The 15007-nt window shown below is 39.7% G+C and carries 11 protein-coding genes; 8 read left to right on the top strand and 3 right to left on the bottom strand.

The features are described 5' to 3' along the window. The first annotated feature begins 7 nt into the window (after window positions 1–7). On the top strand, window positions 8–1894 hold the full coding sequence (locus JQC92_RS05270; protein ID WP_204998662.1) for a diguanylate cyclase domain-containing protein: 1887 nt from the start codon (window positions 8–10) through the stop codon (window positions 1892–1894). Here JQC92_RS05270 and rep read toward each other — a convergent pair. Next, window positions 1891–3906, bottom strand: coding sequence for a DNA helicase Rep (gene rep / locus JQC92_RS05275; protein ID WP_204998663.1), 2016 nt, complete (start codon window positions 3904–3906; stop codon window positions 1891–1893). The two genes, JQC92_RS05270 and rep, sit on opposite strands and share 4 nt — an antisense overlap. Before the next feature lie 367 nt (window positions 3907–4273). On the opposite strand from rep, the gene JQC92_RS05280 reads away from it, so the two are divergent. From JQC92_RS05280 to asnB, 5 genes are all read left to right on the top strand, one after another. Further along, window positions 4274–4849, top strand: coding sequence for a TetR/AcrR family transcriptional regulator (locus JQC92_RS05280; protein WP_204998664.1), 576 nt, complete (start codon window positions 4274–4276; stop codon window positions 4847–4849). A 15-nt stretch (window positions 4850–4864) separates the two neighbouring features. Continuing rightward, window positions 4865–5983, top strand: coding sequence for an efflux RND transporter periplasmic adaptor subunit (locus JQC92_RS05285; RefSeq protein ID WP_204998665.1), 1119 nt, complete (start codon window positions 4865–4867; stop codon window positions 5981–5983). Between the two features lie 10 nt (window positions 5984–5993). Further along, a complete protein-coding gene (locus tag JQC92_RS05290; protein ID WP_204998666.1) occupies window positions 5994–9065 on the top strand; it encodes a multidrug efflux RND transporter permease subunit in 3072 nt (1023 codons plus the stop codon). Window positions 9066–9136: 71 nt separating this feature from the next. After that, window positions 9137–9388 (top strand): ubiquinone biosynthesis accessory factor UbiK, encoded by a 252-nt coding sequence (ubiK, locus tag JQC92_RS05295; RefSeq protein WP_204998667.1) that lies wholly within the window; start codon window positions 9137–9139, stop codon window positions 9386–9388. Between the two features lie 103 nt (window positions 9389–9491). Then, window positions 9492–11426, top strand: a complete 1935-nt coding sequence (asnB, locus tag JQC92_RS05300) for an asparagine synthase (glutamine-hydrolyzing) (RefSeq protein ID WP_204998668.1) — start codon at window positions 9492–9494, stop codon at window positions 11424–11426. A 10-nt stretch (window positions 11427–11436) separates the two neighbouring features. Here the strand turns inward: asnB and JQC92_RS05305 are convergent, their stop codons facing one another. Then, on the bottom strand, window positions 11437–11958 hold the full coding sequence (locus tag JQC92_RS05305) for an FxsA family protein (protein WP_204998669.1): 522 nt from the start codon (window positions 11956–11958) through the stop codon (window positions 11437–11439). 351 nt (window positions 11959–12309) lie between these two features. Here JQC92_RS05305 and cutA point away from each other — a divergent pair, with 351 nt between their 5' ends. Then, a complete protein-coding gene (gene cutA / locus JQC92_RS23140; protein ID WP_204998670.1) occupies window positions 12310–12534 on the top strand; it encodes a divalent cation tolerance protein CutA in 225 nt (74 codons plus the stop codon). Beyond that, complete coding sequence (locus tag JQC92_RS05315; RefSeq protein ID WP_204998671.1) at window positions 12473–14302, top strand: protein-disulfide reductase DsbD; 1830 nt, start codon at window positions 12473–12475, stop codon at window positions 14300–14302. The genes cutA and JQC92_RS05315 overlap by 62 nt, the downstream gene beginning before the upstream one ends. Window positions 14303–14326: 24 nt before the next feature. Here the strand turns inward: JQC92_RS05315 and JQC92_RS05320 are convergent, their stop codons facing one another. Then, complete coding sequence (locus tag JQC92_RS05320) at window positions 14327–14893, bottom strand: hypothetical protein (RefSeq protein ID WP_204998672.1); 567 nt, start codon at window positions 14891–14893, stop codon at window positions 14327–14329. Window positions 14894–15007 lie beyond the last annotated feature (114 nt).

The raw sequence follows: 15007 nt of genomic DNA on the forward strand, positions 1-15007 counted from the left end.
CGAACAAATGGATTTTGGCGTAAATAAACCAGAAATACATCAAAAAAGCAGTACCGTAGGTCGATTAAAGAAACGGATTGTTCGGCTGAAAGACATTGCTTTGCAGTATAAGCAAGCTAAGTGTGCTCGAGACACTCTCATTTCTATTTCAAACATTGCCTCTAAAGCAGAAACCCTCAATTGCTTTTATCAGGGCGTTCATCAACACCTGCAACAAATCATGCCTGCTGATAATTTTTTTATTGCGACTTTGTGTACTCAGACCAATCGAATCGATATTCCTTTTTTTGTGGATGAAAAAGACGATTGTTTTTCTGTTAATACTGCAGAGCAAATCTCAAAAAAGCTTTGGAAAGATCTGACTGGTCATGTAATCAAAACCGGAGAAACATTCTTATTTTGTGGTAAAGATATTGATGAACAAATATCAGCTCAAGGAATTACTCCCCAAGGTCCTGCTTGCAAGTCATGGCTTGGAACTCCCATCATGCACGGTGGTACACCAGTCGGCGTTATTGTTGTTAAGAGCTATAGCTCTTCCGATTGTTATGGACAACCAGAGATAGAACTACTCAGCTTTATTTGTCAGCACATAGAAGGCGTAACCGAGCGCTTAAAGCAACACGCACAATTAGAGCAAGCTATCTCAATAAGAACGCGTGAACTGATTACGGCTTATAACGATTTAAAACTTGAAGTCACAGAACGCATCAAAGCCGAAAAACTCCAAAGTTCACTTTATAAAATCGCCAATCTTAGTCAGTCCTATATTGACGACAATGATTTTTACCGCGAATTACACAACATTCTTTGTGAATTACTTGAAGCAAATGACTGCTATATTGCCATGCATGATAAGAAAAAGAATTGGCTTAATTTTCCGTTCTACAGTTCAGAGAACTCAAACAATATTCATGAAGGTCGCGGTTACAAAGATGGTTTGACTGAATATGTAATGAAAATAGAAAGGCCAATTTTATTTTCTAAAGATGACATTCTTTTAATGACAGAGCAGAAGTTGATCTTTCAAGAAACACCGTTCTGCTTGAATGTCCCTTTAATAAAGCAATGGATGGGCACTCCACTGATCATCCAACAAAAAGTTCGTGGTAGCCTCGTCGTCCATCACAATGAGCAGGATGTTCTCTTTCACGAGAAAGATTTAGAGCTGCTCAATTTTGTTGCGCAACACATTGCTGCGGCTATCGAGAGAAAAGAATCCAAAGAAGCAATGCAATGCAGTTACAAATTGCTAGAAAAGCAGGTAGATAAACGTACAAAAGAATTAGAAAAATCGAATAAAGAACTTGAAAAGGAAATCAGTCGACGTAAAAAAGTTGAACAACAGTTAATTTATGATGCTAAACATGACCCACTAACAGGCTTACCGAATAGAGCGATGTTTATGGAACGCTTGCAGCAAGCCATCAATCATGTTCAGCGCCATCAAGATGACACTTTTGCTTTAATGTTTATTGATTTAGACAAATTTAAATTGATTAACGACACACTTGGACATATTGAGGGTGATCGTTTTCTTGTAGAAACCGCTGATAGGCTAAAACTTTGTATAAGACAAAATGACACACTTGGGCGTTTAGGCGGAGATGAATTTGTCATTTTGTTAGACAGCATTCAGCACACCAACGATGCGATTGAAATTGCCGATCGTGTATTGCAGCTCTTATCTCAGCCTTACTCTCTCAATGAACACAAGTTTTATTCTAGTGCCAGTATTGGGATAACCATCAGCACACAAACCACATCTTGCACAGAAAATATGTTAAAAAATGCAGATATGGCCATGTACCAAGCTAAAGCTAAAGGACGTGGACGCTATGTCCTCCACCAGCCTTCTCATACAATGAATCCAACGCCTAAAGTCGCTAGCTAGTCTTTGGTCAGCATTGCTCTTAAATTCGAAATATTGGACTTACCAGCACTCACCCTTTCTTGTTCTGACTGCGCGGGCTTTTTGTTTTCCCAAATAACATCGTCTTGTGGCAACTCCATTAAGAATCGACTTGGCTCCGTCCTAATAACCTCACCATACTGCCTGCGTTCTCGACAAATAATAAACCACAACTCTCGTTGTGCACGAGTGATACCCACGTATGCTAAACGACGCTCTTCTTCAACATTATCCTCATCTATTGACGTTTGATGTGGTAACAGACCTTCTTCCATTCCGACCATAAATACATAGGGAAACTCTAGACCTTTCGATGCATGTAATGTCATCAACTGCACTTGATCACCTGCTTCGTCCTCACTGTTTCGCTCCATCATATCTCGGAGTGTTAAGCGAGTAACCACTTCAGGCAAGGTCATTGGCTCATCCAACTCATCACCTTGCAGCATTTCAGTCACCCAGCGATATAACTCTGAGATGTTTTTCATTCGCATTTCAGCAGCCTTTGCACTTGTACTGGTTTCATACAGATAATCTTCGTAATTAATATTACGAATTAGCTGTTTGATGGCATCAATACCTTCGCCACGGGTTGCGATTTCGCCTGTATCCACAATAAACTTTCCGAACTTATATAACTCACCGCACGCCTTTGGACTAAGGTGGTGATTAAGCTCAGCTTCAAAAATCGCACTGAATAATGAAATATGTTTACTGTTAGCAAAGTTACCTAATATTTCTAATGTCGCAGGGCCGATACCTCGCTTTGGCAGGTTGACGACTCTTAGAAAGGCGTTGTCATCATCAGGATTAACCACTAAACGCAAGTAAGCCATGATGTCTTTGATTTCCGCTCTAGAAAAAAATGAAGTACCGCCACTAAGCTTATAGGGAATACGGTTGGTCATCAGTGCGCGTTCAAGCAATCTAGATTGGTGATTACCACGATATAAAATTGCATAATCACCATAACGAGTTTTTCCAACAAACTTATGCCTAATGATCTCTGCCACGACCCTCTCAGCTTCTTGCTCTTCGGAGGCTGCGAGTAAAACTCTTAATGGCTCACCATAGGCGAGCTCACTAAATAGTGATTTATCATAAACATGAGGGTTATTAGCAATCAAAATATTGGCTGACTTTAGAATTCGCTGACTAGAGCGATAGTTTTGTTCAAGCTTAATCAACTTTAAGTGTGGAAAATCTTTACCCAATAACACAAGGTTTTGTGGTTTAGCACCACGCCATGAATAAATCGACTGATCGTCGTCGCCCACGACGGTAAATCTGGCTCTTTCACCTACCAATAATTTCACTAATTCATATTGACTCGAGTTCGTATCTTGGTACTCATCCACAAGCAAGTACTGAAAACGAGTTTGCCAGCGCTCCCTCACTTCAGCGTTATGCTTGAGTAATAGTGTTGGCAGTAAAATTAAATCATCAAAATCAAGCGCATTATAGGCTTTCATGTGTTGAGCATAACGTTTGTATAACAGAGCAAAAAGTTGTTGCTGCTCTCCTTTAGCAATCTTTAATGCATGCTCTGGAATGACAAGGTTACCTTTCCAATTGGAAATTTCGGTCATTAATGCACGCAGTAAATCTTTATCTTCTTGTAGTTCATTTTCTGTAAGCTCTTTTAACAAAGCTAATGAATCTTGATCATCAAACAATGAAAATCCGGCTTTTAACCCAACGACTTTGTATTCTTTTTTAATGATTTCTAAACCCAGAGTGTGAAACGTCGAAATCCATAACCCACGTGATAACTGTTTACCGATGGACTGTGCGACACGCTCTTTCATTTCACGAGCCGCTTTGTTAGTAAAGGTTACAGCTGCAATATTTCTCGCTCGATAACCACATTTCTCTAGTAGATAGGCCATCTTATTAATGATCACCCGAGTCTTACCACTACCAGCTCCAGCGAGTACGAGACAGGGGCCTGAGACATAGTGCACAGCTTCGTTTTGACCAGGATTAAGTTTCATTAAAAGCGAATTCCAAAATATGAGTGACGATGGAGTTAAAAGAGTAATATAACGTAAACGCACCCAGACTAATAAAATAGTATAAAAGACGTTTGAGACACCACTCCCCTTTAGGCGAGCAGTTGACTATCGTATACAGTGAGTTTTGTGATCAATTATATCAAAGCCTTCTATACTGATAAATATTTGTGAGCGTGATCTAACTATCTGTATCAGAGCTGAACCAACATATCTTAAAACTCATCAGACTGTATACGACGGATAAAAACACGATCAGAATCACATTTTCATATGCACTTTTTGCTCGTTATAAGTACAAATCATATGATAATTAAATGAACGTTCATTCATTTTATTTTTTGGATCTATGGCATATAAACGAAACGTAATTTTGAGAGCAGCAGAGCAGCTCATCGCCGATGAAGGTCTTCACAACCTCTCAATGCAGAAGCTAGCCACGACGGCTCAAGTAGCTGCGGGAACCATTTATCGTTATTTCACGGATAAAGAAGCACTTATCTCTGAGTTAAGAAAAGACGTACTTAAAAACGTTGCAGAGTTTGTTTTCAGTGGCTTCACACAAGAAAGTGTTGAAGCGCAATTCACTCACCTTTGGTTTAATTTTTTAAAGCTTGGCAGTAATCGGAATTCAAATCAGCTGAATTATCAGCAATACAGTCAGCTTCCTGGCATTGAATCCGATGAACACCGAGCATTTGAACAAAATACATTTGAACCTTTGCTCACGATGTTTAAACAAGGCCAGCAACAAGGGTTAATCACCGACCTTGAAGATGAATACTTGTTTTCAATTGGCTTTGAGCCAGCGATTGCATTAGGACACAGAATTTCAGAAGGACATTTGGAATATAACGACTCAGAACTACTTGTTGTTTGCAAGCGGTGCTGGTCAGCAATATCTACTTCTTTTTCAGATAGCTAGGAGTCATAACAGATTATGAAAAAGTGGATTCTAATAATGCTTTTGGTTGCCGTTGCAGCCTTTGGCTCAGTTATTGGCTTCAATTTATTTGTGCAGGGAAAAATCTCTGACGCTTTATCCAATTTACCTGAACAAGAGTTCCCAGTAACGACTCAGACTCTGAAACAACAATCATGGCAGCCACAAGTCAATGCCATTGGTTTTGTTGAACCATTACAGGGTATAACCATCTCCAATCAATTAGCTGGCGTGATCAGCTCTATTGACTTTAAAAATGGCGCTGAAGTCAAAAAAGGGCAAGTCCTTGTTCGTTTAGATGCTGAAGTAGAAAAAGCAAATTTAACCAGTAAGCGAGTTCAGCTTCCTGCCGCAAGAGCTGATTATCATCGTTTAAATAAACTGTTTCGACAAAAGTCGATTTCTAAACAAGATCTCGATAATGCCGAAGCAAAATACCTTGCTTTAGAAGCAGATATAAAATCATTGCAAGCGACAATTGACCGTAAAGTCATTAAAGCGCCTTTCTCAGGCTTAATAGGTATTCGAAGTGTGCACTTAGGTGAGTTCCTTAAAGCAGGCAGTGAAATTGTCCGTTTAGAAGATATAAAAACACTAAAAATTCGTTTTACTATTCCTCAAACTCAGTTATCAAAAGTAAAGGTTGGCCAAGCATTAAATGTCAATGTTGATGCTTATCCTAGCCAACATTTCGTCGGTCATATTTCAGCGATAGAGCCTGCAGTATTTTACCAAAGCGGCCTTATCCAAATACAAGCAGAAATTCCAAATCCTGATGAGAAACTTCGTAGTGGTATGTTTGCACAAGTTAACGTCCAACTTTCTAAGTTAGAAAATCAAATTGTTATTCCGCAAACGGCAATTAATTATGCTTTATATGGCAGTACGGTTTATGTAGTTAACACCGTGACAGAAGGTGGCAAGTCGATAAAACGAGCCTCTCAAGTGGATGTAAATATTGTCGAACGCAATGGAAACCTTGCCTTAGTAAAAGGCAACCTACAACCTGGCGATCAAATCGTGGTTACCGGGCAAATTCGTTTAAGCAATAACAGTAAAGTAAAAACTGTGAACGCCAAAGCAATCACAACGCCTAAAGCTATGCCACAACTTTAAGGAGGCAGTGATGAAGTTTACTGATATATTTATTAAACGACCTGTTCTTGCTGTCTCAATAAGCTTACTCATCTTAATGTTGGGCTTAAATGCATTGAGTGGTATGCAAGTTAGGCAGTACCCTAAAATCACAAATACTGTTATTACTGTTTCCACCAGTTATTACGGTGCGGATGCGAATCTGGTTCAAGGGTTTATTACTCAGCCCATCGAACAAGCCATTGCTCAGGCTGACAACATCGACTTCATGACATCTGAAAGTACCTTAGGTACCTCGAAAGTTACGGTTAATATGAAGTTGAATACTGACTCTAATGGTGCACTGGCTGATGTGTTAGCGAAAGTTAATTCAGTTCGTTCTCAACTCCCTAAAGAAGCACAAGATCCAACTGTGACCTCATCGACAGGCTCGCAAACTGCTGTATTGTATATTGCCTTTTCAAGTGACAAGTTAAACTCCAGTCAAATCACTGACTATTTAGAGCGTGTTGTTAAGCCGCAAATGTTTACCGTAAATGGCGTAGCAAAAGCTGACTTGTACGGCGGGATTCAATACGCCTTGCGAATATGGCTTGACCCTGCACGTATGGGGGCTTTCAACCTTACGGCATCAGAAGTCAACCAAGTATTACAAGCTAATAACTTTCAATCCGCCGTCGGACAACTCAATAGCTATTTCACTCTAATGAATGGCACGGCAGATACACAAGTATCAACGGTTGATGAACTTAAAAAACTGGTCATTCGCAGTAAAAAAGGCGGTGTGGTTCGATTAGGGGATATTGCAAATGTCAGCCTAGAAAAAAGTCGCGACGTCTATCGTGCTCTTGCAGATGGAAAAGAAGCCGTCGTTATTGGCGTTGATGTAACACCAACCGCTAACCCATTGACTGTGGCTGCAGGAGTAAGAGATCTATTGCCTCAAATAGAGCGAAACTTGCCTCCTTCAATGAATGCAAGAGTGCTATATGATTCATCTCAAGCAATTAATGAGTCAATCAATGAAGTCATAAAGACGATCACAGAAGCGGCATTAATTGTCGTCGTCGTAATCACTTTGTTTATGGGATCGTTAAGAGCCGTACTGATCCCAATTGTCACCATACCTCTATCTCTGATTGGTGTAGCACTCGTCATGCAGATGTTCGGCTTCACCATTAATTTAATGACTTTACTGGCAATGGTACTGGCTATCGGCCTTGTCGTAGATGATGCCATTGTGGTCGTTGAAAATGTTGACCGGCATATTAAACAGGGAGAGCCTCCCTTTAGAGCAGCGATTATTGGTACTAGAGAGATCACGGTACCAGTGATCTCAATGACCATTACGCTAGCTGCCGTTTACGCTCCAATTGCTTTGATGGGTGGCGTAACAGGCTCACTATTTAAAGAATTTGCCTTAACCCTTGCTGGTAGTGTTTTTATTTCAGGTATCATTGCATTAACACTGTCGCCAATGATGTGCGGTAAAATTCTGAAAGCACACGTAGAGCCTAATGCGTTTGAAAAAGGAGTAGAACGTTTTCTTTCAGGTTTAACATCACGCTACGATCGAATGCTAAGTGCAACCTTGAACAAACGCTCTGTCATTCTTATTTTCTCTGCCATTGTATTGATTTCAATACCCATTATGTTCAAGCAAATCCCGACGGAACTTGCTCCTAATGAAGATAACGGTGTGGTAATGATGTCAGGTACTGCACCATCTTCGGCTAACTTAGACTTTATTGAAGCAAACATGGAGCAAGTTACAAATATCCTTAAGAAAGCACCTGAGACTGCAGCAACGTTAGCGTTTGTAGGTATTCCAAGCTCTAACCAAGCGTTCGGTATTGCGCCTTTAGTACCATGGAGTGAACGTACGAAGAGTCAAAAAGAAATGCAGAAAGAATTTTCTGCTGAACTTAAAGATATTCCGGGAATAGCGTTGACCACATTCCAAATGCCAGAACTTCCGGGGGCTTCAAGTGGTTTACCCATCCAATTTGTCATCACCTCTTCTGAGCCCTTCGTCAACTTATTCCAGTTAGGTTCTGAGGTGCTTGCCAAAGTTCAAGCCAGCCCGCTTTTTGTGTATAGCGACATCAACTTAAAATACGACTCAGCAACAATGAAAATCCATATCAAGCGAGATTTAGCGGGTGCCTACGGCATCACAATGCAAGATATTGGTACAACATTGTCAACTCTGATCAGTGATGGATATGCTAACAGAGTCAACCTTGACGGACGCTCATATGAAGTGATCCCACAAGTGACTCGTAACCTTCGAACAGGGCCGGAATCGCTATCACACTACTATGTGAAAGCAGCCGATGGACGAGAAATCCCGCTGTCGAGTTTGGTAGATGTAGAAATGACGACTCAACCTCGTTCATTACCACATTTTAACCAAATGAACTCTGTTTCAATCAGTGCCGTAAACTCTCCAGGCGTTGCATTAGGTGACGCTATTAAGTTTATGCAAAACATTGGCAACAATGATTTACCTAAAGGTTATAGCTATAATTTTTTGGGTGAGGCTCGTCAGTACGTAACGGAAGGCAGCTCACTGTATACAACCTTCATTTTAGCGATTGCCATTATTTTCTTAGTGCTTGCAAGCCAATTTGAAAGCGTGAGAGATCCCTTAGTCATTTTGATCACCGTGCCACTCGCCATCAGTGGAGCATTAATTGCGTTAGACTGGACCCATATCTTTGGCATGTCGTCGATGAATATCTACAGTCAAGTAGGGATGATTACGCTGATCGGCTTAATCACGAAACACGGAATCTTGATGTGTGAAGTTGCAAAAGAGGAGCAACTGCATAATGGGTTAAATCGCCTTGAAGCCATAAAATATGCAGCATCTATACGTCTAAGACCCATTTTGATGACGACAGTATCAATGATTGCAGGTTTAATTCCGCTCATCTTTGCTTCTGGCGCTGGCGCTGTAGCAAGGTTCAATATTGGATTAGTTATTTTAGCTGGTTTAGGCATCGGTACGATTTTCACCTTATTCGTACTTCCCGTGTTCTATACCTTCATCGCTGAAAAGCACCAACCACTAAAAGAATTTAGTGAAAATAAATCTTAACTCATTAGGGGATAGCGACAAGTTATCCCCTTTTCGTTATGATTAACATATTGCCTTAAAAAGTAAGATTAATGATGAACCCAAAGAAAATTGAAGAGATTGCTAAGCAATTATCTGACAACATGCCTGACAGTTTAAAGCAGTTTGCCGGCGAGTTTGAAAGTAAAAGTAAGCAAGTCTTACAAAACCAATTGATGAAGCTGGATTTTGTAAGCCGTGAGGAGTTTGAAGTACAGCAACATGTTTTATTAAAAACACGTGAAAAACTAGAGCAACTTCAACAGCAAGTCACTGAATTAGAAAAGTCGATAGCCGATAAATAATGAATTAACGCTGTCAAATTAAAGACTAAATACCGTCATATATTGACGTAACATCAACCGCACACTTTAATGACTAAACCATGATCTAGAAGTGAAGGTTTATATGTGCGGTTTTTTATGTGCTTTTGCTCCAACTAATGCGATTGATAAGCAAAGTATTTTAAATGGAATAAACGCTATTCAGCATCGCGGTCCTGATGAGGTTGGTCATTGGGGGAGCTTTGATAACCGCATACATTTAGGGCACGCCCGCCTTTCAATTATTGACCTCAATCAGGGGCATCAACCTCTTACAAATCAAGATCAAAGTATTGTCGCCGTCGTAAATGGTGAGTTTTACGACTATAAACGCATTGCTCGAGAGTTGATTCTTGAAGGTTACAAATTCAAAACACATTCCGACAGCGAAATCCTAGTACACCTTTACCAAAAATATGGCTCAGGATGCTTTGAACACCTTCGGGGCGAGTTTGCTTTCGTATTATGGGATAAGAACAATAACCAAATCTTTGCGGGGCGAGATCGTTTTGGTATCAAACCTCTTTTTTATTATCAAGATAAAAAGAACATTTACTTTGCTTCAGAAATGAAAGCTTTTAAGCCCTTAGGTTTACCATTGAGTTGGAACAAAGCTAACTTTTTACAAGAAAAATCATTGTTTCATATTGCTGATCACTCGCTCATTGAAAATATTCGTGAACTACCCGCCTCACACTATCTCACAAAAGCTTTCGATTCAGACAAGCTCTCCATCAAGCAATACTGGGATATTGAGTACCTTTCAACAAAAGCCCAAAAGCAGTACGACATTTCAGAAGCTGAAGCCGTGCAAGGATTCAGAGAAAAATTTGACGAAGCGGTCAAGTTTAGACTAAATGCTGATGTACCAGTTGGTTGTTATTTAAGTGGTGGTATCGATTCAAGCGCTATTTTAGGTGCTGCACAACAGCATTATCATCGACCAATAACGGCTTTTACATTGTCTTTCGATGATCAATCTTATGACGAATCCGTTTATGCAAAAGAAACCGCAAAATTCACTGGGAGTCACTACGTAGAGGTACCTGTCACCGCTATGGATATTGTCGATAACTTCGAAGACAGTGTGTACAAAGGTGAAAAGCTTATCTTCAATTGCAATGCCGTTTCAAAACACTTACTCAGTAAACATGTTCAGCAACATGGTTTTAAAGTTGTACTCACGGGTGAAGGCTCTGATGAATTTTTAGCTGGATATGCCAGTTTTCGCCAAGATTACCTCGCTCATTACATGGACGAAATGTCTGCGGCTCAAAAACAAGAAGTTGAAGTCGAATTTAAAAACGCAAATAAAGTCAGCCAAGGACTCCTTATTGGAAAGCAAAATGACCCTGCGATGAATACTGCACAACGTATTCTTGGATATCAGCCCAACTGGATGAGTGCATTCACGTACATCAGTGCAGCAAGCAAACAGATATTTAATGACGATTATTTGAACTTCGTAAAAGATTCTGATCCTATAGCAAACTTATTACACTCATTGCCAGTAAAAGAAAAACTGCTTGGTAGAGGGATTTTGCATCAAAGCCTATACCTTTGGACACGCTCAATGTTGCCTCACTATTTACTTACATTATTAGGAGACAGGATGGAGATGGCTCACTCGATTGAAGGCCGAGTACCATTTTTAGATCATAAACTCACTGAGTATGTGGCTCGGTTACCTGAGCATTTTAAAATTAGAGGAATGAAAGAGAAATACTTACTCAGGGAAGCAGCAAAACCAGTGTTAACTGACACTATGTATAAAAGGATGAAACACCCCTTTCTCAGCCCGCCGTCTAAAAATAATCGGAGTCAATTACTCAATGAATTCTTACTTGATAAAATCCATAGTCAATCGATGAGAAATTTACCTTTTTATGATCAGCAAAAATTAATTCAGTTTGCTGAAAGCTCGGATGACAACATTAACCCAACTCAAAGAGATGTCATCCTTATGCAAGCTGTTAGTGCTTGTATCTTAGGTGAAAAACTTGGCTTAAACTCAATTTAAGTTTAGAAAGTTATTTTTTCTCATCATCGTTGAGTCGATTTTCAGGCTTCACTTCTTCTCGCTTTATTTTGAAGTCACCTTCAAAGGTATTTCCGTGTTGATCATTTGAATCACGATCAAACGGTGAAGAACCAAATGGATTATTAGGTTGACCAAAGCTTTGATTAGAAACAACATTCACTTTCATTCGAGAGAAAATAAACTTAGCAATCGGTTTACGAGTAAACGGCGTGATAAACAACAAGCCAATAAAATCAGTGATAAATCCAGGTAACACCAGAAATACACCCGCAATTGCAAGCATCATGCTTTCAACGATTTCAATACCGGGTAATTCACCTTTTGCCATTTTCTCACGTACAAGGATCAACTTAGCGACACCTTGACTTCTGACAAGTGACGCACCAATAACTGCGGATAAGATAATGAGTGCAACAGTATTCCATGTTCCTAGCACTTGCCCTACATGGATCATCAATGAGATCTCAAGAACAGGCAAAGCAATAAAGATGATTAATAAAGCAAGTAACATGAATACACCAAAAAAATTTAATTCCGTTGAATAATTAGTGGGGGTAATTCGGTCTATTTTCAAGTCTTAGATAGAGATAATTACGAATTGATTACAATATGAGCAAAAGTTAATCTGCAATTAATGTTATTTCAGTATAATAACCATTAAAGTAGTAACTTTTAGGAATAAATGTAAATAATGCAACATCTTGTTTCTTGCGATGCACCAATGATTATCAGCTATAGTTTTAATGAAATTGCTACTACTAAAGGTTTAACCTAACAATTATTAGAGCAGATAAAGTGTTATCGATACTACAAGTAATACCACATGTAACATGTAACATCTTACTATTAGAAACGAGATGAAATGTGCGAAGATCAAGAGGCTGCATTGCATATAGATGCAAGTATTGAAGCAATGTTAAAACTGCTCAATTTGCACCATCCATACGATGTACCTGAACGTATTGTGTTATCAATACATCAAAGTTCAGGAGCTTATTTAAACTGGATTAAACCACGACTCAGCTATGAAAAAATTATTAAGTATATTGCTTACCAGCTTAGTTTTACTAGCGCCGCTTGCTCATAGCAATGGCATCTTTAACAATTCAAGTGGTGGACTATTTAGTTCTGAACCTGAAATTCTACCTGTTGAAAAAGCCTTTGATTTCGAAGCGAACCAACAGGGAAACAAGCTTAAATTAAGTTGGGTCATTGCCGACGGATACTACATGTATAAAGGCAAACTCAAGTTTAAGGCTGATGGCGCAACTTTGGGTGAAATAGCCTTACCAAAAGGAAAAATTCATCATGATGAGTATTTTGGTGAGCAAGAAGTTTATACCAGTTTTATCGAATTTCCGATAAGTCTAAAAGAAGCGAAAGCAGGCAGTACTTTCACAGTTACTTTTATGGGCTGTGCAGAAGGCAAACTTTGTTACCCTCCAACCAAGCGAGTCGTTAAATTAACTCAGGTAGATGCTAGTACCGCAACGGCTGATGACTCAACGACTAGTGACAAAGCATCAACTGCGGAGAAAAAACAAGCACCAATTACACAGCAAGATAAGCTGTCGCAAATGCTTTCGAACAACAGCTTGTTAATCACGTTATTAATCTTCTTCGGCTTAGGCATTGGTCTCGCACTCACACCATGTGTATTTCCTATGTACCCTATTTTGTCCGGGATCATTGTCGGACAAGGTGAAAAGCTTTCTGTAGGTAAAGGCTTTGCATTAGCGATGACCTATGTTCAAGGTATGGCTATCACCTACTCTGTTTTAGGGTTAATTGTTGCTTCTGCAGGTTTAAAGTATCAAGCTGCGCTGCAAAGCCCTGTGATATTACTGATTCTTGCCGCATTATTTGTGGTATTAAGCTTATCTATGTTTGGCTTGTATGATTTAAAGCTACCGGCCAAATGGCAAGATAAAATGAACAATGCGTCCAATACCCAAAAAGGTGGTAATTTCATTGGCGTATTTGTAATGGGTGCCATTTCAGGTTTAGTGGCTTCTCCTTGTACCTCGGCGCCGCTTTCTGGTGTATTAATCTACATTGCCCAGTCTGGCGATTTAGTACTGGGTTTCTTAGCACTATACATTCTAAGTATGGGCATGGGTGTTCCATTGCTTATCATGGGCGCTTCTGGTGGTAAGTTATTGCCAAGAGCAGGCGGTTGGATGGAAATCGTTAAGACGGTATTTGGTTTCCTTCTCATCGCAGTATCAATCATGATGATAGGCCGTATTTGGACAGGCGTTGTGTCCGATGTGTTATGGGCTATTTGGGGTGTGGCACTGACTGGTTACCTAATACATCAAAATAAGAAAACTGAGTTTAACTGGAAACAAACCGTTCGCTCAGTTCTACTCACTGGTGCTTTACTTGGTAGTTTTTCTTACGGCTTTATGTCAATGATGGAAACGTTAGGTTTTCAAGCTCCAAAAGCGGAACGAGCACAAGTTGCTGATGGTAGTGAGCCTCAACAGCAGCAAGGTTTTAAACGTGTTAAAACCTTGGCTGAACTGAACACTGAAGTCGCTAAAGCAAGTGCTCAAGGTAAAGTTGTGATGTTCGATTTATACGCTGACTGGTGTGTCGCATGTAAGGAGTTCGAACACATCACGTTTGCAGATAAAGACGTCGCAGCTCGCATGAACAACATGGTGCTTTTACAAGCCGATGTTACTAAAAATGATGATGATGATATCGAGTTGCTGGAACATTTCGATGTTCTCGGTTTACCAACAATTATGTTTTTCGATAAACAAGGCAAGGTTACTGATCAATATCGTATAACCGGGTTTATGGGGCCTAAAGATTTTGGCGCTCACTTGGATTTGCTACTGAAGTAAACACCAATTATCCAGCTAGACTAATCACTCCGGTCTAGCTGGGTTAGGGGCATCAATATTAAGTCTGCTGATATAACGCTGTCTAATTCTCAAGTCAGCTTTACTACCTTGTGTATTATTTATATATTCTTTACTTATAAGCTGAGCTTGTTCTGAACGTTGAGCTTCTTTTTCTTTCAACTCTTCACTTTCACTACCTTGTTTAGGTCTGCGATGGGTTTGCACGTCTTCATTATTCGTTGTAAATACTGCACTTCCTTCCTTGCCATCAGAATCAACTTCGGCAAGCCCTACTGTAGCTTTAGCAAATGCTGCAGATGTATCTCGAACACTTGTGGAAGTATAAAGTGCAAATTTTTTCATTTTACCGCCAGCTGAAAAAACAACGCTTGATAAATTTTCGAACAGATGAAACTTCGAAGCTCTTTGATGACACTTTGGTGCCCCATCACTTACTGCGAATGCAGAGCCCCCTTCATCAGTGATACTAGTCCCTTTTTGACTCCCAAAGTCTTCAAGTTGTGTACCTTCAGGAACTGATTGTTTCTCATAGTGAAACTGCGGATTCAACAATTGATAAGGTAACGCCATAGTTTTAACCTGTTAATAACGATAAAAACATTATAAACATGGAATTATTAAGATGTTACAAAGATAAACGTTATTTAATTTAGAGGTAATCCACATTTTAAATTTAATGCAGAT

The sequence above is a fragment of the Parashewanella hymeniacidonis genome (assembly GCF_016900895.1).
Classification (GTDB): domain Bacteria; phylum Pseudomonadota; class Gammaproteobacteria; order Enterobacterales; family Shewanellaceae; genus Parashewanella; species Parashewanella hymeniacidonis.